The following is a 25,548-nucleotide window of genomic DNA, read 5'->3' on the forward strand; positions in this document are numbered from 1 at the left end:
CGGCGTGAGGCCCGACGCATTCCCGGCTAAAGCCGGTCCCACTAAAAAAGCGGGACAGCCGCGAGTCAGCCGTAGCGCTTTTTCGCTTCGATCGCCAGACCGCTGCCGATGCTGCCGAAGATGTTGCCTTCGACGTGCCGGGCCTTGGGCAGCATGGCCGCGACGCTGTTGCGCAGGGCCGGGATGCCGCTGGAACCACCGGTGAAGAACACGGTATCGACCTCGGTCACGCCAACGCCCGCGTCATTCAACAGATTCGTCACGCTGCCGCGCACACGTTGGAGCAATGCATCGATGGACGATTCGAACAGCTGCCGCGTCAGGTCGACGCTCAGGCCGGGTTCGACGCGGTCCATCGGCACCAGGCGGTTGTCCGCCTGAGTCAGCTGGATCTTGGTTTCTTCCACTTCCATCGCCAGCCAGTGGCCGGCGCGTTGCTCGATCAGCCTGAACAGCCGATCAATGCCCTGGGTGTCTTCGATGTCATAGCGCATGCTGCCCAGCGCCAGTTGCGACTTTTGCGAATACACCGAGTTGATCGTGTGCCAGGTCGCCAGGTTCATGTGCGTGCTGGTTGGCATGTACGCGCCGCTTTTCATCCGGCTGCCGTAACCAAACAGCGGCATCACGCCCTGCAGGCTAAGCTGCTTGTCAAAGTCGGTACCGCCGATGTGTACACCGCCCGTGGCGAGGATGTCGCTGTGGCGGTCATCGATCAGACGTCGCTCCGGCGACAGGCGCACCAGCGAGAAGTCCGACGTACCACCGCCGATGTCGACGATCAGCACCAGCTCTTCACGGTCCAGCGTCGACTCGTAGTCGAATGCCGCCGCGATAGGCTCGAACTGAAAGGAAACGTCCTTGAAGCCGATCTTGCGCGCCACGTCGGCCAGCGTGTCTTCAGCGTCCTGATCGGCGGCAGCGTCGTCATCGACGAAATGCACCGGGCGGCCCAGCACCACTTGCTCGAAGGAGTGGCCGGCGGCGGCTTCGGCGCGCTTTTTCAGTTCGCCGATGAACAGGCCGAGCAGGTCCTTGAAAGGCATCGCTGTACCGAGCACGCTGGTGTCGTGCTTGATCAGCTTGGAACCCAGCAGGCTCTTGAGCGAGCGCATCAGGCGGCCTTCATAGCCCTCGAGGTATTCGTGAAGGGCGAGGCGACCGTAGACCGGGCGGCGCTCCTCGATGTTGAAAAATACAACCGAGGGCAGCGTGATCTTGCCGTCCTCCAGTGCGATCAGCGTTTCCACTCCAGGGCGTAGCCAGCCGACCGTGGAGTTGGACGTGCCGAAGTCGATGCCAAGGGCACGGGCCGGGGATGGAGTGCTCATCTGCTTTGCATACCAGTCAAAAAGCGGCCGCGCAGTGTATGCGAGTGCGCGCCGGATGCGTAGCGCGAAACGTCGGTTTATCGCACGCCCGGTATCTATTTCGCGAGCATGGCTTGAACTGCGGCCCCGAGCCCCAATCTAGCAGGCAACTTTTCATGTTTTTTGGCCGGTCTGGACAGCGTTTCATTCGCGAGACTGCGTGCCGATAACCTTGCAACGTTCAACGCAGCCAGCATTCACATGTGAAACACGCTGCGGACTGGGCTGGATATTCCAGAATTGGGTGACCGTCAGATGGACTTCAAAGACTATTACAAGATTCTTGGCGTAGAGCCGACAGCGGACGAGAAGGCGATCAAGACCGCCTATCGCAAGCTCGCGCGCAAGTATCACCCCGACGTCAGCAAAGAGCCTGGCGCGGAAGACAAATTCAAGGAAGCCTCCGAAGCGTATGAGGCGCTCAGCGATCCTGAAAAGCGCGCCGAATACGACGAGATTCGCAAATACGGCAGTCAGGGCCGGTTCCAGCCACCGCCTGGCTGGCAGGGCCGTGGCGGTGCGGGCGCGGGGCCGGGCTTTGGTGGCGGCAACTTCGAGAACGGCGACTTCTCCGACTTTTTCAGCTCCATCTTCGGCAATCGTGGTGGTCAGCAAGGCGGTCGGGCGCAGAGCCCGGGCCGTCGAGGGCAGGACGTGGAGATGGAACTGGCGGTGTTTCTGGAGGAGACACTCTCCAGCGAGTCCAAGCAGATCAGCTTCAAGGTGCCGCAACACAGCGCCAACGGTCAGCGCATGGCGGACATCACCAAGACGCTGAATGTGAAGATCCCGGCGGGCGTCACCGATGGCGAGCGCATTCGCCTCAAGGGGCAGGGTGCGCCGGGCGTGGCGGGTGGCGAGAAGGGCGATCTGTATCTGATCATCCGCCTGGCGCCGCACCCGATGTTCGACGTCGAGGGCCACGACCTGATCATCACGGTGCCGATCGCGCCGTGGGAAGCAGCGCTTGGCACCAAGGTGGCGGTACCGACGCTGACCGGCAAGATCAACCTGACCATCCGTCCGGACAGTCAGAACGGGCAGCGGCTGCGGGTCAAGGGCAACGGTCTGCTGAACAAGCAGGGCCAGCGCGGCGATCTGTACGCACAACTGAAAATCGTGATGCCCAAATCCACCGATGAGGCGACCAAAGCGCTGTGGGAGAAACTGGCCGAGCAGGCCGCGTTCAATCCGAGGGCTCAATGGAGTAACTGATCATGAGCAACACCCTGGTCATAGACATGCAGGAGCTATGTGAGGTGGTCGATCTGCCGGCCGCTTTCGTCATCGAGATTGTCGAGCACGGCATTCTCGAACCCCAGGGAAGGCAGCCGGACGAATGGCTGTTCGACAGTGCAGCACTGTCGATCGCCAGGCGTGCGGTCAAGTTGCATCACGAATTGCAGATGGAATGGGACGGCGTCGCCCTGGCGCTCGACCTTCTGGAAGAGCTTGAGGAAGTGAGGGCGGAAAACCGCATGCTCAGGCAGCGGTTGGGGCGGTTCCTGGACTGACGAGCTGATGAATGTGCTGAGGCCATCGCGAGCAAGCTCACTCCTACAATGGCCTGAGGTCATGCACATCGTGCGGGATCGACGCAAATCTGTGGGAGCCGGCTTGCTGGCGAGTGCGGTGGGTCAGCGGCATCTGAGGTGACTGACAGGGCAGGTTCGCCAGCAAGCCGGCTCCTACGGTATGAGGTGTATCAGCTGCGCCAAGGCTGATTGCATGAACGGGGTCCGCTTGCTAGCCTTTCTTCGGCAATTCCACGGTAAACGTCGTGCCGTCTCCGACGTTGGACACGACCGTGATTCCGCCGCCATGGGCATGCACCACTTCTTTCACGATGAACAGCCCCAGGCCAAGGCTGGTGGACGGGTTGTGGATGCCGGCCTTTTCATTGGCCGAGCGCACCAGCGGGTCGAAGATGCTGCCGATGGCTTCCTCGGCGATAGGCTCGCCGCCGTTATGCACCGAGAGGCTCACATGGTTTTCGCTGCCGGTGAGCTTCACGGTGACCCGACGCGTCGCCGCACCATGCTGCAGGGCGTTGCCAATGAGGTTTTGCAGTAATTGCGCGATGCGTGCCTGATCCCACTCACCCCGGGTGTCACCGGTGCTGGTGAACACTGCGTTGCAATCGGGCTGTCCTGCCGTGGCGGCGTCGATGGCTTCGCGGCAGGCCCGGGTCATCTCCATCCGCTTGCGCTCGACCGGCAGCGTGACGCCCAGACGGCTGCGGACGAATTCCAGCAGATCATTGATCATCGTGCCCATCGACAAGCTGCTGCTCTTGATGCGCTTGATGTACGCAAGATCGGCGTCCGACAGCGTGGTCTTGCGCATCAGCACTTCGGATGACATACCGATGGCCTGCAAGGGTGCGCGCAGGTCGTGACCGAGAATGGCGAGAAAGATGTCACGGGAGCGCGTCACGCGATCGGCGTAGGCAGCGGTCGACTCGGCCAGCGCTTCGTCGATGGCCTCGTTGAAGCGGATCATGTCGGTGATGTGGCTGACCTGTGGATCTATCTGGTTTTCTGCCCAGAAGCGCACGACCGTGGCCCGAAGGTGGCGGAACTCTGAAGTCATCTGCACCAGGTCAAACCCGACTATGTGGCGCAACTCACCATGACTGGAGGCGGCCTGATCGAGTGTCGGGGTTTTGCCGATGTCTTCGCCTTGGGCCTTGGCGATGCGCTCGGCCTTGGTCTGCGCGGTGTTCATGTCACGGGCCGCCGCGAGAAGGATCGCCTCGGCGTGGTCGCGCAGCTCGACTGAACTCATCTGAGCGGCTGCGGGCGCCAGCGTGGCAGCAAACCGTTCCCACTCATCGACGATGCGATCCACATTCTGAACGATGAAGTCCGAAAGACGCATGGGGAACTACCTTGCTGGCGGGGCGCTGAATGAGAGCGCGCATAGTACCGCCATGTTGTTGCAGGAAACATCACGGATTTGCACGCTTTCATTGTAGGAGCGTGGCTTGTCCCGCGATCGGCGACAAAGTCGTCGTGAAAAGCGGCGATCACGGAGTAGCTGGATCATCGCATTCATGGATTTCACTGGCGCTGCGCACCAGATCGCGGGACAAGCCACGCTCCTACAAAAACGGACTAATACCCTTAAAACAGAAAATACCGTTGCGCCATCGGCAGCACGTCCGCCGGTTCGCACCACAACAGCACGCCGTCAGCCTTGACCTGATAGGTCTGCGGGTCGACGTCGATGTTCGGCAGGTAGTCGTTGTGGATGAGGTCGGCCTTGGTCACGCTGCGGCAGCCCTTGACCACGCCGATCTGTTTCTTCAGCCCGAGCTGCTCCGGGACGCCGGCATCAAAGGCCGCCTGACTGATGAACGTCAGGCTGCTGGCGTGCAGCGAGCTGCCATAGCTGGCGAACATCGGGCGGTAGTGAACCGGCTGCGGGGTCGGGATCGAGGCGTTGGCGTCGCCCATCAGGCTGGCGGCAATCGAACCGCCCTTGAGGATCAGGGTCGGTTTCACGCCGAAGAAAGCCGGGCGCCAGAGCACAAGGTCCGCCCATTTACCGACTTCCACCGACCCCACTTCATGGCTGATGCCGTGGGTGATCGCCGGGTTGATGGTGTATTTGGCGATGTAGCGTTTGGCGCGGAAGTTATCGTTGCCTTCGCCGTCACCGGGCAATGGCCCGCGCTGGCGTTTCATTTTGTCGGCGGTCTGCCAGGTGCGCATGATCACTTCACCGACGCGGCCCATGGCCTGGCTGTCGGAGCTGAGCATCGAGAACGCGCCCAGATCGTGAAGGATGTCCTCGGCGGCAATGGTTTCGCGGCGGATGCGGCTCTCGGCGAACGCGACGTCTTCGGCGATGCTCGGGTCCAGGTGATGGCAGACCATCAGCATGTCCAGGTGTTCGTCGATGGTGTTGCGGGTGAACGGCCGGGTCGGGTTGGTCGAGCTTGGCAGCACGTTGGCGAAGCCGCAGGCCTTGATGATGTCCGGCGCATGGCCGCCCCCAGCGCCTTCGGTGTGGTAGGTGTGAATGGTGCGGTTCTTGAACGCCCCCAGGGTGGTTTCGACGAATCCGGATTCGTTCAGAGTGTCGGTATGGATCGCGACCTGCACGTCGTACTGATCGGCGACGCTCAGGCAGTTGTCGATGGCCGCAGGCGTGGTGCCCCAGTCTTCGTGCAGCTTAAGGCCGATGGCGCCGGCCTTGACCTGTTCGATCAGCGGCTCCGGCAGGCTGACGTTGCCCTTGCCGGTAAAACCGATATTCATGGGGAAGGCTTCGGCGGCCTGCAACATGCGCATCATGTGCCACTTACCGGGGGTGACCGTGGTTGCGTTGGTGCCCGTCGCCGGGCCGGTTCCGCCACCAATCATGGTGGTGACGCCGCTCATCAGCGCTTCTTCGATCTGTTGCGGGCAGATGAAGTGGATGTGCGTGTCGACGCCGCCGGCGGTGAGGATCATGCCTTCGCCGGCGATGATTTCGGTCGCGGCACCGATGGCTATGGTCACGCCGGGCTGGATGTCCGGGTTGCCGGCTTTGCCGATGGCCGCGATGCGCCCGTCCTTGAGGCCGACGTCGGCTTTGACGATGCCCCAGTGATCGACGATCAGCGCGTTGGTGATCAACGTGTCGACGACTTCGGCGGCAACGCCCTGGCCCTGGCCCATGCCGTCACGGATGACCTTGCCGCCACCGAACTTCACTTCCTCGCCATAGACAGTGAAATCCTGCTCGACCTCGATCCACAGCTCGGTGTCGGCCAGACGCACACGGTCGCCGACAGTGGGGCCGAACATGTCGGCGTAGGCTTGTCGGCTGATCTTCATACTTCGTTCCTCGAATCAAAGCGGCAAGCCTCAAGCGGCAAGCGGCAAGTAAAAGCGAATGTTGTGTACGCCGCGGACTGCTGTGCTTGGCGCTTGTGGCTTGGCGCTTGCAGCTTGACCTGGCTGGAAAGTGAACGCGTTTTACAGTTCACCCATAACTCTTCCGGCAAACCCGAATACCCGCCTCAACCCGGCCAGGTCCACCAGTTCCACTTCCCGCGCCTGCCCGGGCTCGAAACGCACGGCGGTGCCGGCCGGGATGTTCAGGCGCATGCCACGGCTGGCGGCGCGATCGAAGGTCAGGGCGTCGTTGGTTTCGAAAAAATGAAAGTGCGAGCCGACCTGAATCGGCCGGTCACCGCTGTTGGCGACGCTGAGGGTGATGGTCCGGCGACCGGCGTTGAGCTCGATGTCGCCGGGCTGGATCTGGTATTCACCAGGAATCATGCGCTCTTCCTCGACAGTAACTTGTAGTAGATGGCCGTGGCCTTGTATTCGCCATCGGGGTTGCAGGCGTAGTCCGGCAGCAGGCCAGACAGCTCGTAACCCAGCGCCCGATAGAAATCCTCGGCATCGGAACCTGCCAGCGTGTCCAGAAACAACAGCCCACGCTGATGTTGCTGCGCGGCCTGTTCCACCGCGGTCATCAACTGCGTCGCCAGCCCGCGTCGACGCGCCTGACTGAGCACCAGCAATTTCTGCACCTCGGCGCGGTTCAGGCCATTGGCCTTCTGGCACAGCGCCAGTTGCACCGTCGCCAGCACCTGGTCTTCTTCTGCCACCACCCACAGCAGCACATTGCCCTGCTCGACCTCGGCCTTGACGCCGTCCCACCAGGTGGCGGCTTCTTCAGCGGCGAGATCGGCCATAAAGCCGACCGAGGCCCCGTGGCGGACGGCGTCCAGCAACAGCGCCACCAGACCTGAGCGGTAGTGCGCGAAGCTTTCTGACGTGACACGGCGTAAGTGGGCGGCATTCATGGGTGAAGTCCTTTCAGAGTGAACAGTCAGGCGACAGGCTTGATGCAGGGCGCTTGGGAGGGTGGAGCAGAGGCGCCGGGCGACAGGTCCAGCTGCATGAAGGTCAGGTCCAGCCAGCGGCCGAACTTGGTGCCGACCTGGGGCATTTGCCCGGTAGTGATGAACCCCTCGCGCTCATGCAGGTGAATCGACGCCGCGTTACCGCTTTCGATCGCCGCGACCATCATGTGCTTGTCGCAGGCGCGGGCGCGTTCGATCAGCGCCTTCATCAGCAGCGGACCCAGGCCGTTGCCTCGCTGATCGGCACGCACGTAAACCGAGTGCTCAACCGTGTGGCGAAACCCTTCAAACGGTCGCCAGTCGCCGAACGACGAATAGCCCAGCACCTGATCGTCAGCATCGACCGCCACCAGAATCGGGTAACCCTGGGCCTGGCGCGCGGCAAACCAGGTTTCGCGGTTGGCGAGATCCACCGGCTGCTCGTTCCAGATCGCCGTGGTGTTGAGCACCGCGTCGTTGTAGATGGCCAGCACGGCCGGCATGTCAGTCAGCAAAGCGTCACGAATCGAATAGGTCATGTTCGTTTCCACGGGTTCCTGTGTGGCTGTTTCTATGGGCATCTCAGGTTCAATGGGCCGCTCAGGCAATCGGCTGATGCACGGTGACCAGCTTGGTGCCATCCGGAAAGGTGGCTTCGACCTGGATTTCCGGGATCATTTCCGGGATACCTTCCATCACCTGTTCACGGGTCAGCAGGGTGGTGCCGTAGTGCATGAGGTCGGCGACGGTCTGGCCGTCACGCGCACCTTCCAGCAGAGCGGCGGAGATGAAAGCCATCGCTTCGGGGTAATTGAGCTTCACACCGCGTGCCAGCCGCCGCTCGGCGACCAGGCCTGCGGTGAAGATCAGCATCTTGTCTTTTTCGCGTGGGGTCAGATCCATGGGTTTTGTCCGTCTTAAATAACTGAATAAGTCAGCGCTGCAATGTACTTGTAGGAGTGAGCTTGCTCGCGATTGCGATTCGTCAGATAGGTACATGTCTCCGACACACCGCAATCGTCCGGATGCGGCCCAGACCAAGCTCACTCCTACAGGATGTCTATGCGTGCCCCGAGGGAGCGAATTGGGGAACGCGGTCCATCATGTACTCCAAATCCTCGGTGCAACCGCTTCCCGCCCCAACAGGGCAGGGCGCAGCAGTTTCCATAATTCGATCAGCCAGGCCCGCGCGTGCAGCGCTTCGTCTGCCAGGCAGCGGGCGACGATTAAGCCGGGCAACTGGCTCAGGTCGCCGCGCACGGGTGAATGCTCCGCCAGCTCGCGGCAGCGCTCCATCAAATCTGCATCGATTTCCCCGGTCACGATCAGCGTCGCGAACACCGGTTTTCCGCCCAGGCCGATGGGTGAATCCAGCAAGCCGTCATCGCCGACGATGCGCTGACGCTCGTGCCACAACAGCCTGCCGTCGCGACGAATATCCAGGTGCGCCTGAAAGTGGCCCTGATCAAAACGCTCGCCGCTGGCCGGCCGGCCCAGCGCAACCACGTCCCAGTAGAACAGCCGGGCGTCGCCTTCCAGGTCGATTCGCGTCGTCAGTTCAGCCTTGGCCTCGCTGAAGACGATGCTCTCTTGGGGCAGCCACTCCAAGGTGCCGCCTGCAGCGACTTTTAGGTCCAGTCGCTGATAGGCCGGACCCGCTGCGCGGTACCACTTCGCTGCGCCGGGGCTGGTCAGTTGTGCCCAGGCGTTGGCACCGACGCTGGCGCTGATGTCCAGCCGATCGCCGCCGGCAATGCCGCCCGGCGGGTGAACGATGATGTGCTGGCAGACCTGCGGGCCTTCGGCGTACAGATGCTTTTGCACGCGCAATGGACCTTTGTGGCGTCGCTGGGTCGGGCGCGTACTGTCACCGAAGCGCCCATACGCCAGCTCCAGCTCGGCATGCCAGCTGGGGGTGAACAGCGCGGTGTGGGCAGGAAGATTCATAAGTCGATTATCGTGTTATCGAAGGTCCGTACCTTAGCTGATCGGCGCATTAAATGGTGACCAGACCCCGGACGCCTTCGGCCTCCATGTTTTCACCGCGGCCCTGCTGGACGATTTCGCCGCGGGACATGACGATGTACTGATCCGCCAGCTCGGCGGCGAAGTCGTAGAACTGCTCGACCAGCAGGATCGCCATGTCACCGCGCGCGGCGAGCTTTTTGATCACGGCGCCGATCTCTTTGATCACCGACGGCTGAATGCCTTCGGTGGGTTCGTCGAGAATCAGCAGGCGAGGGCGACTGGCCAGGGCGCGACCAATCGCCAGTTGCTGTTGCTGCCCGCCGGACAGGTCACCGCCGCGACGGTGCTTCATCTGCAGCAGCACCGGGAACAGCTCGTAAATGAACGGCGGGACTTCCTTGGCTTCTGAACCCGGGAACCGCGACAGGCCCATCAGCAGGTTTTCCTCAACGGTCAGTCGGCCGAAAATCTCCCGGCCCTGAGGCACGTAGGCGATGCCGGAATGCACGCGCTGGTGGGGCTTGAAACCGGTGATCGGCTTGCCTTCCCACTGCACCACGCCTTCTTTGGCGGGCAGCAGCCCCATCAGCACTTTCAACAGCGTGGTCTTGCCCACCCCGTTACGACCGAGCAGGCACGTGACCTCGCCGATGTTCACGTCAAACGACAGGCCGCGGAGGATGTGGCTGCCGCCGTAGAATTGATGCAGCTGAGTGACGGTTAACAATTTGATTTCCTCGGATTCATCAGCTGCAAGCTGCAAGCTGCAAGCTGCAAGAAAAAGCGGGTCATGCGTTTGGCTTCAGCTTGCCGCTTGCAGCTAAAAGCTTGCCGCTGGGCGGTTCACCGCCCCAGATACACCTCAATCACCCGTTCATCCGCCTGCACGTCCTCCAGCGATCCTTCCGCCAGCACGCTGCCCTGGTGCAGCACGGTGACGTGGTCGGCGATGGTGCCGACGAAGCCCATGTCGTGCTCGACCACCATCAGCGAGTGCTTGCCGGCCAGGCTCTTGAACAGCTCGGCGGTGAATTCGGTTTCGGCGTCGGTCATGCCAGCGACGGGCTCGTCGAGCAGCAGAAGCTGCGGGTCCTGGACCAGCAACATGCCGATCTCCAGAAACTGCTTCTGGCCGTGGGACAACAGCCCGGCGGGACGTGACATCGACGCCGTCAGGCGAATGGTTTCCAGCACCTCATCGATGCGGTCGCGCTGTTCGCCGTTGAGCTTCGCCCTCAAGCTGGCCCACACCGATTTGTCGGTCTTCTGCGCCAGCTCCAGGTTTTCGAACACGCTCAACGCTTCGAACACCGTGGGCTTCTGAAACTTGCGGCCGATCCCGGCCTGGGCGATCTGCACTTCACTCATCCTGGTCAGATCGAGGGTTTCGCCGAACCAGGCCTTGCCGTGGCTGGGGCGGGTCTTGCCGGTGATGACGTCCATCAGCGTGGTCTTGCCCGCGCCGTTGGGGCCGATGATGCAACGCAGCTCGCCCACGCGGATGTACAGATTCAGATCATTGAGGGCCTTGAAGCCGTCGAAGCTGACGCTGATGTCCTCCAGGGTCAGGATCGTGCCGTGCAGGGTGTTCAGCCCCTTACCGGCGGCCTGGCCGAGACCGATGGCGTCGCGGCTGGTGCCGGCATCGCTGTTCGGATCGAGCACCGGATCGAATGCGGGCGTCGGAGTGCTTTTCATGGCTCGCTCCTTTTCTTGATCAGGCCGATCACGCCTTTGGGCAGGTACAGCGTCACCACGATGAACAGCGCGCCGAGGAGGAACAGCCAGTATTCAGGAAAGGCCACGGTGAACCAGCTCTTCATGCCGTTGACCAGACCGGCGCCGAGCAGCGGGCCAATCAACGTGCCGCGACCACCCAGGGCGACCCAGACGGCCGCTTCAATGGAGTTGGTCGGCGACATCTCGCTCGGGTTGATGATGCCGACCTGCGGCACATACAACGCCCCGGCCAGGCCGCACAACACCGCGCTCAACACCCAGACAAACAGCTTGAAGCCACGCGGGTCGTAGCCGCAGAACATCAGGCGGTTTTCCGCATCGCGCACCGCGGTCAATACACGACCGAACTTGCTGCGCGCCAGACGCCACCCGACAAACAGACTGCCCGCGAGCAACGCTACCGTCAGCAGAAACAGCACCGCGCGGGTGCCTTGGGAGGTGATGCTGAACCCCAGAATGCTGCGGAAGTTGGTGAAGCCATTGTTGCCGCCAAAACCGGTTTCGTTGCGGAAGAACAGCAGCATGCCGGCGAAGGTCAGGGCCTGGGTCATGATCGAGAAGTACACGCCCTTGATCCGCGAACGGAAGGCGAAGAAGCCGAACACCAGCGCCAGCAACCCCGGCGCCAAAACCACCAGGCACATGGCCCAGAGGAAATGCTGCGTGCCGACCCAGTACCACGGCAGTTCGGTCCACGACAGAAAGGTCATGAACGCCGGCAGGTCGTCGCCCGACGCTTCGCGCATCAGGTACATGCCCATCGCGTAACCGCCCAGGGCGAAGAAAAGACCGTGGCCCAGGGACAACAGGCCCGCGTAACCCCAGACCAGGTCCAGTGCCAGGGCGACGATCGCGTAGCAGAGGATCTTGCCCACCAGCGTCAGGGTGTAGGCCGACACTTGCAGGCCGTTGCTTTCAGGCAAAAGGGACAAAAATGGCAGGGCGATCAGCAGGGCAAGAATCACCACGCCGACCGCGACCGTAACTTGGGTGCCGGCGCGTTGCGCGGCAGTGACCATCAGTGGCTGATTCATCAGTCGATCACCCGTCCTTTGAGTGCGAAGAGGCCTTGCGGACGTTTCTGGATGAACAGAATGATCAGCGCCAGGATCAGGATCTTGCCCAGTACGGCGCCGATCTGCGGTTCGAGAATCTTGTTGGCGATGCCCAGCCCGAAGGCCGCCGTGACGCTGCCGGCCAGTTGACCGACGCCGCCGAGCACGACCACGAGGAAGGAGTCGATGATGCAGCTCTGGCCCAGGTCAGGGCCGACGTTGCCAATCTGGCTCAGCGCCACACCGCCCAGCCCGGCGATTCCCGAGCCTAGCCCGAAGGCCATCATGTCGATGCGCCCGGTGGGTACGCCGCAGCAGGCCGCCATGTTGCGGTTCTGGGTGACGGCACGCACGTTCAGCCCCAGACGGGTTTTGTTCAGCAGCAGCCAGGTCAGCACAACGACAAACAGCGCGAAGGCGATGATGACGATGCGGTTCCAGGGCAGTACCAGATTGGGCAGCACCTGAATGCCACCCGACAGCCATTCTGGGTTGGCCACTTCGACGTTCTGCGCGCCGAACACCACGCGGATCAACTGGATCAGCATCAGGCTGATGCCCCAGGTCGCCAGAAGTGTTTCCAGCGGGCGACCGTACAAGTGGCGGATGACCGTGCGCTCCAGTGCCATGCCGATGCAGGCGGTGACGAAAAACGCGATCGGCAGCGCCACCAGCGGATAAAACTCAAGGGCGCCGGGGGCGTAACGCTGAAACATCATCTGCACGACGTAGGTGGCGTAGGCACCGAGCATCAGCATCTCGCCGTGGGCCATGTTGATCACCCCGAGCAGGCCGAAGGTGATCGCCAGTCCCAGCGCCGCCAGCAGCAGAATCGACCCTAGCGACAGGCCGGCGAAGGCTTGCCCGAGGATCTCGCCGATCATCAGTTTGCGTTTGACCTGAGCCAGGCTGGTTTCGGCCGCCAGGCGCACCGTGGGGTCAGTTTCGACGCTGGGTTCGAGCAGGGTTTCCAGCCGGGTGCGGGCCAGCGGATCACCGGTCTCACCGAGCAGGCGCACAGCGGCGAGCCGCACGGTGGGGCTGACGTCGACCAGTTGCAGGTTGGCCAGCGCCAGGTTCAGGGCCGAATGGACGCTGTCGTCCTGTTCGCTCGCCACTTGTTGCACCAGCAATGGCAACTGCGCCGGACGGGCGTTCTTCTGCAGGATTTGAGCGGCGGCCAGGCGAACCCTGGGGTCGGCAGCGAGCAGTTGATGGCTGGCCAGCGCGGTGTTGATCAGGCCGCGAAGGCGGTTGTTCAGGCTGATGGCTTGGGGCGCATCGGGGTTGGGCGCATCGGCCAGCGCGGGAGCGTCAGGGTCGACGGCGATGAAGCTGTCGCCGTTCTGGATGAACGCCCGGTTGCTGCTGTCAGCGGCGACGCGACCGTCCTGCAGGGCAACCAGCAGTTCGACGCGCGCCGGGTCAGGCTTGGCGGCCCAGGTTTCCAGCAGTTGGGCGCGCTCGGCGGATTGGGCCGCGACAAAGTCGCCGGCATCGCTGGCATGGGCGGCAAAAGGCAGCCACAGGCACAGCGCGAGAAGAAGGTGGAAATATCTGGGCATATCGAGTCCTGGAAGCACCCGCACGACCTAACGTCAGACGGGGAACCTGTAGGAGTGAGCTTGCTCGCGATCGCGGTATACCAGCCGACATCATCGTCACAGGCAGATCGCAATCGCGAGCGAGCTCACTCCTACAGGGATAGGTTCAGCCGGAACATTTCAGCCGACCGTTTACCCTGTGTCGCTTAGTTACTCTTGACGGCGTAGTCAGGCTTTTTGTCGTTGCCCGGAATGAACGGACTCCACGGCTGGGCGCGAATCGGCTCTTTGGTCTGCCAGACCACGTTGAACTGACCGTCGGCCTTGATCTCGCCGATCATCACCGGCTTGTGCAGGTGGTGGTTGGTTTTGTCCATCGTCAGGGTGAAGCCGGACGGCGCGGCGAAGGTCTGGCCGGCCATGGCTTCGCGGACTTTATCCACATCGGTGGATTTGGCTTTCTCGACCGCTTGCGCCCACATGTGGATACCCACGTAAGTGGCTTCCATCGGGTCGTTGGTCACGGCCTTGTCGGCGTTCGGCAGGTTGTGCGCCTTGGCGTAGGCCTTCCAGTCGGCGACGAACTTGGTGTTGACCGGGTTCTTCACCGATTCGAAGTAGTTCCACGCCGCCAGGTTGCCCACCAACGGTTTGGTGTCGACGCCGCGCAGTTCTTCTTCGCCGACCGAAAACGCCACCACGGGTACGTCGGTGGCTTTCAGGCCCTGATTGCCGAGCTCTTTGTAGAACGGCACGTTGGAGTCGCCGTTGACCGTGGAAATCACCGCCGTCTTGCCGCCCGCCGCGAACTTCTTGATGTTCGACACGATGGTCTGGTAATCGCTGTGACCGAACGGGGTGTAGACCTCTTCGATGTCCTTGTCCGCCACACCTTTGGAGTGCAGGAACGAGCGCAGAATCTTGTTGGTGGTGCGCGGGTAGACGTAGTCGGTGCCCAGCAGGAAAAAGCGCTTGGCTCCGCCGCCGTCTTCGCTCATCAGGTATTCAACCGCAGGAATGGCCTGCTGGTTAGGCGCCGCGCCGGTGTAGAAGACGTTCGGCGACATCTCTTCGCCTTCGTACTGCACCGGGTAGAACAGCAGGCCGTTCAGCTCCTCGAAGACCGGCAACACCGACTTGCGCGACACCGAGGTCCAGCAGCCGAACACCACGGCGACCTTGTCCTGGGTCAGCAACTGGCGGCCCTTCTCTGCGAACAATGGCCAGTTCGACGCCGGGTCGACCACCACCGGCTCAAGCATCTTGCCGTTGACGCCGCCCTTGGCGTTGATTTCATCAATGGTCATCAGCGCCATGTCCTTGAGCGAGGTCTCGGAGATGGCCATGGTGCCGGACAAAGAATGCAGAATGCCGACCTTGATGGTCTCGGCCGCCTGAGCGGTCCAGGTCAAACCCATCGCTGCGATCGATGCAGACAAAGTGAACGCTTTCAGCAAACTACGACGCTTCATTGGCTAGCTCCATTCCTTGATTTTTTTAGATGACGGCGGTTGGCGGTGCAGAGTTGAGTCTGCTTAGGCTTTAGCAAAGGCTGGGCCAAGGCTGTATACGTCGCATAATGGAATGAAAACGTCGCGTGTCCGGAGTGCGTTGCACCAACGTGGATCGGGACGGGGCGTGTGGTGCGTCGGGCGCGCTCAACTGGTGCGATACCGTCGGGTGCCGCGAGGTTGAATGGCCTGACGCACCTGAAGTGCGGCTACCTCACGAAAATCTCACGCTCTCCCGTAAACAGATCAAAGGTTTCGTACACCATCGTATCCGGCGCGGTGAAGTACGCGAATGCCTGTCCTTTCACTTCTTTAAACGCCCTGAGTTGCAGGCGGGTGCCCGGCGGGATGGCAACGTGGTCGGCAAGAAAGCCGGAGAACAGATTCTTCTTCGGAACCGACGGTGCGAAGATCAAAAAAACCGGATGCGTATTGCTCGCAGCCTTGTCAGTGACGAATCTGTCCAGGCTCCAGCGCACGGCATTCCCTCGGCTGATTGATGCCGACTGCACCCCCGCGTCGACGAACACCGCGCCGAGCTCGCGTCGCAAGTGCTGCAGGCTTTCGTCGGTCACATGCGCAGCGCGGAAGGCATCGCCTTTCCATGAACGCAGGCGGTAAAACTGGTTGAGAAATGCTTGGGTCCGGGGCGTTCGCGCTCCGCTTCTCAGGAGTTGGTTGATCTCCGCTGAACCGCCTTCGATGTAGTCAAGCAGCTCGGGGTACTGCTCCGCTTTTCCGCGTTCAGCCAACGTCAGGAACCGGGCTTCATCAAGGGACGGTTGAGGGATGGCACTACCTTCAGAGGGGGTAGGCCACTTCTTGAGTAATACACTTAGTTCATTCCGGGCTTGTCGATCGGCCTGCGGGCTCAGGCGCACGACCGGTTGCGAGACCTTGCGCCAGCTCCCGGTTCTTGCCCGTATGACATATTCTTCCTCATGGACCAGCAGCGCCGGATCCCGGGGATGGGGTCGATACAGACGACACCGCCCGAACAGATTGAAGCGTCGGCCGACGTAGCCTTTTTCAGACCCTAAGCTGATCTCAGTGAATTTGCTCCGCTCCAGCCGCGTGATCATGCCCGACTCGGCAAAGTGGGGCGCTCCGGAGGGGGACAGAAGATAGCCGATCTGCACCTGCCCATCGCGTCCGGTACGACGGACCAGATGCGGGCGTTTTAGCATCGCCAGTTGAGGTCCCTTCAATGCCGCAGCGCTTGCGCGACCGATACCGGCAGTAAACAAGTAACCCACTGCGCCCATGAGCTCTTGTGCAGCACCCTCCCAATCGTTTTCATCCACCTTTTGAAAGCCGCTCCAGGCGTGGCCCAGGCCCATTCCGAGCGCGAGGGGGATCATGACGGGGGCGGGCAACAGCAACAACCCGATGCTCATGGCCATGTCAAAGGTATGTGTTCGGGCATCGGCGCTTTCGGGCTGGATCAACAGGGATCTTGCCTCCTCTCTCAATTGGCTGATCCGCACCGCGAAATGCTCATCGAACGGGTCGCTGTGCTGCTCCACGAACAGCACCGGATTCAACAAGTTTGACGGGATGGGAACCGGAGTCGGCAGCGAGGTCACCGCGTCTGGAAAGCGCCAGTGCTTGAACCACTCCTCATAATCGAGCATCACCCGAGCCACTCGCCGATCGGCCAATGGCAGCAACCTTGCGACGTAGGATTTGTACACTTCACGCTCCAGAAAAGCTCGTGTGAGGTGGAACATGCCGTCGAAGGAGCGGAACACAACGTTATCCGGCGCGTTGAGTGTGCAAAGAACCACAGGCCCCTTTTCGAATGTGCCGACCGGGGCAATCAGCATGATGTCCGGAATCTTGACCCCGCCGATGTGCAGGAATCGCACCTCTATCGTCGCCCCGTCCACCTTGCGACGCTGCTGCGGATCGGGACCGTCCAGGACCGCCTTGATCCAGCGAAGGCGGTTGTCGGGAAACCCCTTCAGTTGACTCTCCCTGTACGCCATGGCGAGCCGCGCCACCAGCAATTCCCGATGCTTACCCTTCAACTGATCAGCATAATCCGAATGATCAAGATGTTCGGCAAGGTAGTCGTCCAGTCGCTTCGGGACATCGATTCGCGCCAACAGCGCCTTCACCACGTCTCCCGAGAGTCCCGGTATCGCTCGGCCGCGCTCGTCTGTAACAACCAGCGCGCTGGCTTCGTGGATATTCGTGCGCAGTGCGTTTTCGTGGGCCAGTGCGTGCAGCGAATAGGTCTGCGGCGGAGTGTCGGTCTCTGGCTCGGCGGTGGGCGAAAAGCGGGTCGAGAGGTGCCGGTGGAACATCGCCATGACTTGGATTTTCTGGGGCGACAGCCGAATGTTTTTCTCTGCCAGTGCGGCGGTGACCGTCGCGTCGACGTACCCGCTGATGACGTGGGCGCTGTCACCTTGCGGGGTGTTGAAGCGCTCCAGGCTGAGGCGTCGGATGGTGCGGATAGCCTGCGCGTAAGCCGTTGCATCGCGAGTCCATTCGACCTGCTGTTCCTCACTCATTTCTTTCCACCACTCGGGCATCTGTTCGCGGACCACATCGCAATCCAGCTGGCGCTCGATACGGTGGTTGTCGAACAACTGATCCGAGGCCATCAACTCGAGAATGAGACCTTGAAAAGACGGCTGATTCAGGCTCAGGGACTGAGCGATGTTTACCGCGTGGTCGAAGTCAGCCTTCTGTTTGATGATTTGCGATGTCAGCAGCAGGCTCATGAAATTGCTGCCCAGTTTCTGCAAGCCCCAGCGTATTGGGGGCTGCACGCGCGCAACGCCGGGGAGTGCCAGTGCGACCAGATCATCGAGCTTGAGGTGGCCCAGCAATCGGCGTCGCTGAGCCTCGTCGGCAAGACGATGGCTGAGGGTTTCGGTGAGCTGATTCAGTGAATCGAATCGTTCCAGGCTGTCGGCAGGGGTATAGAGGATGACCTCTCCGACGGACTGGTCGTCGGTGGCCGGAACCTGATCGCTGCGCTGCTCGGTGACCACAAATGCCCCTGTCAGCGCAAACAGCGCAGTGGCCCCGGTGCCCAGCCACAGACTGAACACATCGTGTTTCTGCAAGGGATCGGCCGAGGTGTCCACGCCGTAATCCAGTGTGTCGTTAAGCATGCTGTACAGATGAGGCAGAAACTCGCGCTTCTCGACACGCATCTGGCACTCCAGCCTGAGTAACTTGACCCGGTCTGCGAGGAAGTCCTCGCGCCGGGCTTTGCCGGACGGCTGAATCTCTGCCCAATAATCCGAGAGTATTTGCTTGTAGCGGTCGGCCAGCCTTTGCGCGATGGATGCATACAGGGCGACCAGCGCCTCGCGGTCGAGGGCACCAATGGAGGCCATGTCAGCCGAAGGCGTTTCTGTGGCGTAAAGCCCGGCAGACGCGACGTTCTGCCACTGAAAGGACCCTGTGAAGTGTGCGGTCAGGCTGGCAAGCAGCGGGTAACTGCTTGGGGTTTCTGCTGCACCGGGTTCAATACTCCGCTCTCGGCAGACGAGCCATGTACTGGCGTAGTCAAACGCGAGCCCGCGATGGCTCAGGCGCAGGCACTCGGTGAGCGTCCGCTCAAGGGCCTGGGTGAAATCGGGCAGTTCGTAGAGCGTAAGCGCGGAGCTGTCGACGGTGGGGTCGGATGAAACGGTGACGGTTGTGGAGTTCATGGCGCCTGTTCGTATGCATGAGGGATGACTCGCAGAACCAACGGGTTCGGCGACTCATTTCATGGAGTCAGGGCTTGGGGCGTGCGTCTGTAGGCGGGACCAAGTCTGGATGTGAAGGGAAATCAACCAGACAGGTAGGATTTTTCGCGGAGGAAGAGGGGCACTTGATGAGCAGAAAATCAGGTGCGGAGCCTGAAACCCGAAATGAGGAGGAATTCATCACTAAACCACCCAAAAGAGGTTCCAGGCCCCGCGAGACGCAATCTATGCTGTTGCCGGCATTTTGGCAAAGCGCGAACGCACTATTCGATCGAGCAGCCACACCGCCAACATCGAAACGCCCACCAGCGGGAACGCCACGCCCAGCAAGATCATCACCGCGGTAGCGGTTTTCCAGCGCGGCAGGTCATGACGCAAAGGCGGAACACCGAAGCCGTTTTGTGGCCGACGCTTCCACCAGATCACGATGCCGCTCACCGAACTCAGCAGCACCATCAGGCAAATGAACAGAATCAGGATCTGGTTTATCCAGCCGTACATTTTGCCCTCATGCAGCATCACGCCCAGCTCAGTGGCTTTGGACACGGTGCTGTAATCGCTGTACCGCACGTCCGCCAGCACCTTGCCGCTGTACTGATCGACATGCAGCGTGGCGTCATTGCGCGGGTCATCGGCGAACACGGAAACGGTGAACACGCCATCGGCGCTTTTTGGTGGGGTGATGCTGTAGCCCGGTTCGATGTTGCGCGCCTTCGCGATGTCGACCACTTGCTGCAGGGAGATGGCCGGCGCTGCGGGAGCGCTGGACATATGGGCGTGGTTCATGTGCTCGGCATGATCCCCGGATGACACCGGCATCGGCGTGTTTTCCATGGCCCACGGCACGGTCTGCACGCTGGCGCTATTCAGGGTGCCGGCCTGTTTGTCCGACTTGGGTACGTCATTCCACATGGCTGCCGGAAATGTGTTCCATACGTCGGCGTACATTTTTCCCCACATGCCGGTCCAGGTCATGCCGCTCAGCAGCATGAACAGCAGCGCCACCGAGCCCCAGAATCCGGTTACCGCGTGCAGGTCGCGCCAGAGAATGCGGCCTCGCGCGCTGATGCGCGGCCAGAGTACGCCGGCCGGTGACCGCCCTCGCGGCCACCACAGGTACACGCCGGAAACCACCAGCACAATGCCCCAGCCAGCGGCCAGTTCCACCAGCCGATCACCCACGGTGCCGATCATCAGTTCGCCGTGCAGTTCGCGCGCAATGGCCTGCAGGTTTTGCTTCGCGTCTTGAGTGCCGAGCACCGTGCCGCTGTACGGATCGATGAACACGTTCACGTCGCGTCCGTCGTTTTTGACCACGAACTGCGAGCTGCTCTCGGCATTCAGCGAAGGCAGGTATTTGCTTACCTGCGCCTGTGGATAAGCGGTCATTACGCGCTTTTGCAGGTCATCGGCGCTGAGTGAGTGGTGGGCGGGTTTGACCGTCAGCAGGTCGCTGTACATCAGCGCATCCAGCTGCGGCTTGAACAGGTAAATGATCCCGGTGACCGCCAGCAGGATCATGAACGGCGCGACGAACAGGCCGGCATAGAAATGCCATCGCCACGCCAGGTTGTAAAAAGACACATTCGGTTTGGGCATGGTGCAACGCTCCCGTCAGGGAAAACACGGCGCAGCCCGCTGGCGGCCAGAGAAGACGTCAGCGAGTACGAGTCAATTTGAGGTGTTCAGGCGACTGACGAGAGAGGCGGGGCGCGACTGCGAGCGTTGGGGAAGACGTTGCGATGAGCGTGGCCGAGTTGCGTGGCCTCGCTGTAGAAGTCGGCGGGTCTGGGCGGGACTGGGGCCAGGACGGCGACGGTTTTGGTCAGCGCCGGGCAACTGAACAGCAGTGTGCAATACCCGCACTTGGCCCAGATGACATGATCGACGCCCGCATCTTGCCCGGCCTTGGCATGGCCGCTGTGCTCGTCCGCGCCCATGTCCATCGACGCCGACATGTCCATTTCGCCGTGCATCGACATCGACATCGACATGGATGTCGGCGCAGGCATTGCCATGCCGCTGTGATGCTCCATCGGCATGGATTGCGAAATCAGCGGGCCGATGAAAATCATCAGCATGGCGAACAGGCTCAGCCACGCACCCTGCGAGTGACGAGGGGCGTGGGCTGATCGGGCGCGGTTCGCGGGCGGACGGTTCAAGGGGGCGGCGTCGGGATTCGGCAGGTCAGTGGGCGTGGGCCGGGGCGGCAGCATCGGGTGGCTGTTTCAATACCATCACCTCAACTGTCAGGTCTCCCGCTTTCTCAAAGTGCAGTGTGAGGGGAAAGGTCTGGCCGTCGATGAGTCGGGCACGGTCTTTCAGATCCAGCAACATCACGTGATAGGCCATGGGCGCGAAGGTCACAGTGCCGCCGGCAGGGATAGCCACCGTCTCGACGTGCTGCATTTTCATCAGGCCGTCCTTGCTGATGTGTTCATGCAACTGGGCGGCACCGGCGATGGGGCTGTCGACCGCGTTCAGCCTATCGCTCTCAGAGCCTCTGTTGTTGATCACAAAATAGCCAGCGACGGTGGGCGCGTTGGGCGGCAGTGCCATGGACCATGGCTGCGCGACGGTCAGTTGGCCCTTGGTGTAATCCTGGGCTTCGACGAAACCCGCTGGCAGCGCAAGGGCAATCAGCAGGAGGATTTTGTTCAGCATCAACGCAGGTCCCTGGTTCATTGAGGTAGGCGACGGCACGATCTGTAAATCAGACCCTGGGTGATACGTGCGGGTTACGCTCAGGCCATTGCTGACGGGGCGGCGCGCGAAGCACCAATACCGCGACAGGGAAACGCACCGGTTCGACAAGGGCGAACAAGCCAAAGCTGATGCTGGTCGGCACTGCAACCAGTGGCATTGCGTTTGTGCAACAAGCGCAGTGCTGCATGAACGCGATGTCAGGGTGGTAGGGCGATTGTTTATCGATGACTTCAACGGGCGTCTTGGCCAGTCGTGACGTAGCACCAGTGCAGCCGCTTCCCCACACCAGCCGCTCACCTTCGGGGCGTGGCATGGTCGGTGTCATCGGCATTGCCAACACCCCGAACAACAGTGCGAAACACGCCACCCAGGCGAACGCCCGTCGCCGCTTCTGCGTGATGATTTGATCTTGTTGTTTTTTCATGTCGGCCATTTAGCCTGATCGGCCGCCAGATGTAAAAAGCCCGCCCGCGACGTTATGTCGCGGGGCGGGTTTGGTTCAGGAGGGGTTCAGCAGCGGGTCATGCGGTGGAAGCGTGGAGCTTCAGGCCCAGGGCTTTGATGACCTTCATGATGGTGGCGAATTCGGGGTTGCCGTTTGTGCTCAGCGCTTTGTACAGGCTCTCTCTACCCAGCCCAGTATCACGTGCGATCTGAGACATGCGATAAGCCCGCGCGATGTTGCCCAGAGCTTTGCGTATGAGCACACCATCGCCATTGTCTTCTTCAAGGCACGCGTCCAGATAGCCTGCCATGTCTTCGGGTGTTTCCAGATATTCCGCTGCGTCGAACGGTTTGAACTCTTCTTTCATCATTGTTCCCTCGCCGTGAGGCGTTCCGCAAAAACACGGGAAGGTATACCGGAGAGCACATTTCCGATGTCAGTCAAGTCAGACGGTGAAGTCGGACCGATCCGCAAACCCAGACGATTTTCACGGCATTTTCGGCCTGCGTCAGCCAGTGTCCCGCAACGCCTCCAGCACCTCGCCCACACTCCAGAATGCCCGATCCACTTCCGGCAGCACCGGCCGCTTCAACACCAGCACCGGTACCCCGCGCTCCCTCGCCACTTCCAGCTTCGGCTCGGTCGCGGTGCTGCCGCTGTTCTTGCTGATGAGGACGTCGATGTTGCGAGTCTCGAACAGCTCGCGCTCATCCTCCAGCAGGAAAGGGCCGCGCGCGCCGATCACTTCACACCGTTCGTTGCCGGGGTAGACGTCCAGGGCACGCAGCGTCCAGAACTGATGGACGGGAATCTCGTGCAGATGCTGCAAAGGTTCGCGGCCCAAGGTGAACAGGGGGCGGCGAAAAGGGGCGAGGGCGGCGATCAGTTCGGCCCAGTCCGCAACTTCGCGCCAGTCATCGTCCGGACCTGCCTGCCACGCCGGTCGCCGCAACGCCCAGCAGGGGACGCCGGTCAGCTTTGACGCCGTGACCGCGTTCTGGCTCATTTGCGCAGCGTACGGGTGCGTCGCATCCAGGATCAGATCGATGCCTGTTTGCTGTACGAAGTTTGCCAAACCGTCAGCGCCGCCGAACCCGCCCACACGGACTTCGCAGCGCAGGTCGGTGGGCACGCGACCCACGCCGGCCAGGCTGTAAACGTGCTGAGGCCCCAGCGTGCGGGCGATCGCCAGTGCGTCGGTTACGCCACCGAGCAGCAGCACGCGTTTCATGATCTGTGGTTTCAAGCAAACCCTCCTGCGTGCCCGACGATCCCGCCCTGTCGGTCGATGGCAAAAACCTCCACCTCAACTTGCGCCGGCACCACGCTGCGGGCGAAATTCAGCGCGTGCTGACACACCGCATCACCTAGCGCGATGCCGACGGCCGAGGCCATGGCCAGCGCTTGCTGACTGGTGTTGGCTTGGCGAATGTTTTGCTGCAGCTCGGCGTTAGCGCCCACGTCGGCAGCCCATCGCGCGAGCTGAACCAGATCGATACTGGAGTGGCGGCTGTGCAGGTCCATGTGGCCGGCCGCCAGCTTGCTGATCTTGCCGAAGCCGCCGCAGACACTGAGCCGCTCGATCGGGGTTTTGCGCATGTGCTTGAGGACGGCGCCGACAAAGTCGCCCATCTCGATCAGCGCGATGTCCGGGATCTGATACACCCGACGCATCGTGTCTTCGCTGGCGTTGCCGGTGCAGGCGGCGATGTGCTGGTAACCGTTGGTGCGGGCGACGTCGATGCCTTGGTGGATCGACGCAATATACGCCGCGCAGGAAAAGGGCCGGACGATGCCGCTGGTGCCCAGAATCGACAGCCCGCCAAGAATCCCCAGCCTCGGATTCATGGTTTTCAGCGCCAGCTCGCTGCCGTTTTCGACGCAGACCGTCACTTCAAATCCGCCGTCGTAGGCGACGTCCTGCGCCAGTTGCGTGAGGTGTTCAGCCATCATCCTGCGCGGCACCGGATTGATCGCCGGCTCGCCAACCCCTAGCACCAGACCCGGTCGGGTGACGGTACCGACGCCTTCGCCCGCCACAAACCGCACGCCGGGCTCAGGGATCAGCCTGACCTGGGCAGACACCAGCGCGCCGTGGGTCACGTCCGGATCATCCCCGGCATCCTTGAGCGTGCCGGCCTCGGCGCCGTCCGCGATCAGGCGGCAGAACTCCAGGCGCATCTGCACTGACTTGCCCTTGGGCAATGTGATGTCGATGGCATCGTTGGTTTCGCCGGCCAGCAACAGGCGCGCAGCGGCGAGTGACGTCGCCGTGGCGCAGCTGCCGGTGGTCAAGCCGCTGCGCAGTGGAGCGGGTTGTTCGGCGGTTTCGTCGCGCATCAAGGTTTGATCGCTTCGAGCAGGGTGATCGGCAGCGCCTGACGCCAGGTGTCGAACTCGCCCAGTGGTTTGGCGTGTGCCAGATGAATGCGGGTCAGTTCGCCGCCGTATTGCTCGCGCCAGTTCACCAGCATCGCTTCGCTCTGCAGCGTGACGGCGTTGGCGATCAGTCGGCCGCCCGAGCGCAGGTTTTGCCAGCAGGCGCGCAGCACACCTTCGCGGGTGACGCCGCCGCCGATGAAGATCGCGTCAGGTTGCTCAAGGCCCTCAAGCGCATCCGGCGCACGTCCGCGAATCAATTGCAGACCGGGCACACCCAAGGCATCGCGGTTGAATTCAATCAGGTGCTGCCGACCTTCATCGGCCTCGACCGCGATGGCGCGGCAGGTCGGGTGCGCGCGCATCCACTCGATGCCGATGGAGCCGCAGCCTGCGCCCACGTCCCACAGCAATTCACCGGGAACGGGCGCGAGACGGGCCAGCGTAATCGCGCGCACGTCGCGCTTGGTCAACTGACCGTCATGCCGAAACGCCTCGTCCGGCAGACCGCCCAGCGGCGAGAGGCGCAGTGCATCAGGCTGTGCGCGGCATTCGATGGCGACCAGGTTCAGCGCAGCGATGTCGGTGGCATTCCACTCGCCGGCGGTGCCTTCGATCTGTCGCTCGGCGCTGCCGCCCAAGTGTTCGAGGACGATCATGAGGCTGGGGCCGAACCCGCGTTCGCGGAGCTGTGCCGCGATGGCCGCCGGGCTGGAACCGTCATTGCTCAGCACCAGCAGGCGCAGGCCGTGTTGCACGTGGGCATTTAATGCAGCAACCGGACGGGCGACGACCGACAGCGTGACCACGTCTTGCAACGCCCAACCCAGACGGGCCGCCGCCAGCGAATAAGAAGACGGCGCGGGAATCACCCGCATCTCACCGATAGAGACCTGTTTCGACAGGCTCGCGCCGACGCCGAACAGCATGGGGTCGCCGCTGGCGAGTACGCAGACCGGGGCGCCGCGTTGCTCCAGCACCGGGCTCAGGGAAAACGGGCTCGGCCACTGGCGCTGCTCCGCCTGAATGCACGGCGGCAGCAAGGCCAGCTGCCGCGGGCCGCCGAACACCTGCCGCGCTTGCAGCAGCGCGTGCCGAGCGTTTCGGCCCAGGCCTTTATAGCCGTCCTCACCGATTCCCACGACTGTCAGCCACGGTGACATGAATTGCCCTCAACCCGATTGCGTGCAACAGGCCCGCCCGCTCGGCCTGTGAAAGTGGCCGGCATGATACCGCGCCAGCGGGCCCGGTTCGTATGGGTTTGTGAATCCG

The 25,548-nt window shown here is 61.9% G+C and carries 24 protein-coding genes; 2 read left to right on the forward strand and 22 right to left on the reverse strand.

Annotated features, from left to right (window positions below; translation table 11 throughout):
- Positions 1-65 precede the first annotated feature (65 nt).
- A complete protein-coding gene (locus tag BMY98_RS14695; protein ID WP_074890396.1) occupies positions 66-1,331 on the reverse strand; it encodes an Hsp70 family protein in 1,266 nt (421 codons plus the stop codon).
- 294 nt (positions 1,332-1,625) lie between these two features.
- Here BMY98_RS14695 and cbpA point away from each other — a divergent pair, with 294 nt between their 5' ends.
- Together cbpA and BMY98_RS14705 are read left to right on the forward strand one after the other, a co-directional pair.
- Positions 1,626-2,585, forward strand: coding sequence for a curved DNA-binding protein (cbpA, locus tag BMY98_RS14700; protein ID WP_074890548.1), 960 nt, complete (start codon positions 1,626-1,628; stop codon positions 2,583-2,585).
- 2 nt (positions 2,586-2,587) lie between these two features.
- Positions 2,588-2,884, forward strand: coding sequence for a chaperone modulator CbpM (locus BMY98_RS14705; RefSeq protein WP_074890398.1), 297 nt, complete (start codon positions 2,588-2,590; stop codon positions 2,882-2,884).
- Between the two features lie 232 nt (positions 2,885-3,116).
- Here the strand turns inward: BMY98_RS14705 and BMY98_RS14710 are convergent, their stop codons facing one another.
- The 21 genes from BMY98_RS14710 to cbiE form a co-directional block, all read right to left on the reverse strand.
- Positions 3,117-4,250: a sensor histidine kinase gene (locus BMY98_RS14710; protein WP_074890400.1), complete on the reverse strand. Its 1,134-nt coding sequence runs from the start codon at positions 4,248-4,250 to the stop codon at positions 3,117-3,119.
- Positions 4,251-4,495: 245 nt separating this feature from the next.
- A complete protein-coding gene (gene ureC, locus BMY98_RS14715; protein ID WP_074890402.1) occupies positions 4,496-6,196 on the reverse strand; it encodes an urease subunit alpha in 1,701 nt (566 codons plus the stop codon).
- A gap of 141 nt (positions 6,197-6,337) precedes the next feature.
- Positions 6,338-6,643 carry an urease subunit beta gene (locus BMY98_RS14720; RefSeq protein WP_065987755.1) on the reverse strand — a complete coding sequence of 102 codons (306 nt, stop codon included), beginning with the start codon at positions 6,641-6,643 and terminating at the stop codon, positions 6,338-6,340.
- Complete coding sequence (locus BMY98_RS14725; protein WP_074890404.1) at positions 6,640-7,176, reverse strand: GNAT family N-acetyltransferase; 537 nt, start codon at positions 7,174-7,176, stop codon at positions 6,640-6,642. The genes BMY98_RS14720 and BMY98_RS14725 overlap by 4 nt, the downstream gene beginning before the upstream one ends.
- A 26-nt stretch (positions 7,177-7,202) precedes the next feature.
- Positions 7,203-7,754: a GNAT family N-acetyltransferase gene (locus BMY98_RS14730; RefSeq protein WP_074890406.1), complete on the reverse strand. Its 552-nt coding sequence runs from the start codon at positions 7,752-7,754 to the stop codon at positions 7,203-7,205.
- A 61-nt stretch (positions 7,755-7,815) separates the two neighbouring features.
- Complete coding sequence (locus BMY98_RS14735) at positions 7,816-8,118, reverse strand: urease subunit gamma (RefSeq protein ID WP_020293711.1); 303 nt, start codon at positions 8,116-8,118, stop codon at positions 7,816-7,818.
- Positions 8,119-8,316: 198 nt separating this feature from the next.
- Complete coding sequence (locus BMY98_RS14740; protein ID WP_074890407.1) at positions 8,317-9,162, reverse strand: urease accessory protein UreD; 846 nt, start codon at positions 9,160-9,162, stop codon at positions 8,317-8,319.
- 49 nt (positions 9,163-9,211) lie between these two features.
- Positions 9,212-9,910 (reverse strand): urea ABC transporter ATP-binding subunit UrtE, encoded by a 699-nt coding sequence (urtE, locus tag BMY98_RS14745; RefSeq protein WP_074890550.1) that lies wholly within the window; start codon positions 9,908-9,910, stop codon positions 9,212-9,214.
- A gap of 116 nt (positions 9,911-10,026) precedes the next feature.
- Entirely contained in the window at positions 10,027-10,881 is an 855-nt protein-coding gene (gene urtD / locus BMY98_RS14750) for an urea ABC transporter ATP-binding protein UrtD (protein ID WP_074890409.1), read from the reverse strand.
- Entirely contained in the window at positions 10,878-11,957 is a 1,080-nt protein-coding gene (urtC, locus tag BMY98_RS14755; RefSeq protein ID WP_074890411.1) for an urea ABC transporter permease subunit UrtC, read from the reverse strand. Before urtC ends, urtD begins: the two co-directional genes overlap by 4 nt.
- A complete protein-coding gene (urtB, locus tag BMY98_RS14760) occupies positions 11,957-13,543 on the reverse strand; it encodes an urea ABC transporter permease subunit UrtB (protein ID WP_074890413.1) in 1,587 nt (528 codons plus the stop codon). The genes urtC and urtB overlap by 1 nt, the downstream gene beginning before the upstream one ends.
- Positions 13,544-13,728: 185 nt before the next feature.
- Complete coding sequence (gene urtA, locus BMY98_RS14765) at positions 13,729-14,994, reverse strand: urea ABC transporter substrate-binding protein (RefSeq protein ID WP_074890415.1); 1,266 nt, start codon at positions 14,992-14,994, stop codon at positions 13,729-13,731.
- 248 nt (positions 14,995-15,242) lie between these two features.
- Positions 15,243-18,707, reverse strand: a complete 3,465-nt coding sequence (locus BMY98_RS14770; RefSeq protein ID WP_074890416.1) for a dermonecrotic toxin domain-containing protein — start codon at positions 18,705-18,707, stop codon at positions 15,243-15,245.
- A gap of 264 nt (positions 18,708-18,971) precedes the next feature.
- Complete coding sequence (locus BMY98_RS14775; RefSeq protein WP_074890418.1) at positions 18,972-20,345, reverse strand: PepSY-associated TM helix domain-containing protein; 1,374 nt, start codon at positions 20,343-20,345, stop codon at positions 18,972-18,974.
- Positions 20,346-20,431: 86 nt separating this feature from the next.
- On the reverse strand, positions 20,432-20,908 hold the full coding sequence (locus tag BMY98_RS14780) for a DUF2946 domain-containing protein (protein WP_074890551.1): 477 nt from the start codon (positions 20,906-20,908) through the stop codon (positions 20,432-20,434).
- 25 nt (positions 20,909-20,933) lie between these two features.
- The gene (locus tag BMY98_RS14785) at positions 20,934-21,410 is read right to left on the reverse strand and encodes a copper chaperone PCu(A)C (protein ID WP_074890419.1); all 477 of its coding nucleotides are present in this window, start codon (positions 21,408-21,410) and stop codon (positions 20,934-20,936) included.
- A 49-nt stretch (positions 21,411-21,459) separates the two neighbouring features.
- Positions 21,460-21,885 (reverse strand): DUF2946 domain-containing protein, encoded by a 426-nt coding sequence (locus tag BMY98_RS14790; RefSeq protein ID WP_083398794.1) that lies wholly within the window; start codon positions 21,883-21,885, stop codon positions 21,460-21,462.
- Positions 21,886-21,973: 88 nt separating this feature from the next.
- Positions 21,974-22,264, reverse strand: a complete 291-nt coding sequence (locus BMY98_RS14795) for an addiction module antidote protein (protein ID WP_074890421.1) — start codon at positions 22,262-22,264, stop codon at positions 21,974-21,976.
- 141 nt (positions 22,265-22,405) lie between these two features.
- Positions 22,406-23,128, reverse strand: coding sequence for a cobalt-precorrin-6A reductase (locus tag BMY98_RS14800; RefSeq protein ID WP_074890555.1), 723 nt, complete (start codon positions 23,126-23,128; stop codon positions 22,406-22,408).
- Between the two features lie 11 nt (positions 23,129-23,139).
- Positions 23,140-24,237 (reverse strand): cobalt-precorrin-5B (C(1))-methyltransferase, encoded by a 1,098-nt coding sequence (locus BMY98_RS14805; RefSeq protein WP_074890423.1) that lies wholly within the window; start codon positions 24,235-24,237, stop codon positions 23,140-23,142.
- Entirely contained in the window at positions 24,237-25,439 is a 1,203-nt protein-coding gene (gene cbiE, locus BMY98_RS14810) for a precorrin-6y C5,15-methyltransferase (decarboxylating) subunit CbiE (RefSeq protein WP_074890425.1), read from the reverse strand. The genes BMY98_RS14805 and cbiE overlap by 1 nt, the downstream gene beginning before the upstream one ends.
- Positions 25,440-25,548: the final 109 nt, after the last annotated feature.

The sequence above is a fragment of the Pseudomonas graminis genome, from assembly GCF_900111735.1.
In the GTDB taxonomy this organism is placed as follows: Bacteria; Pseudomonadota; Gammaproteobacteria; order Pseudomonadales; family Pseudomonadaceae; genus Aquipseudomonas; species Aquipseudomonas graminis.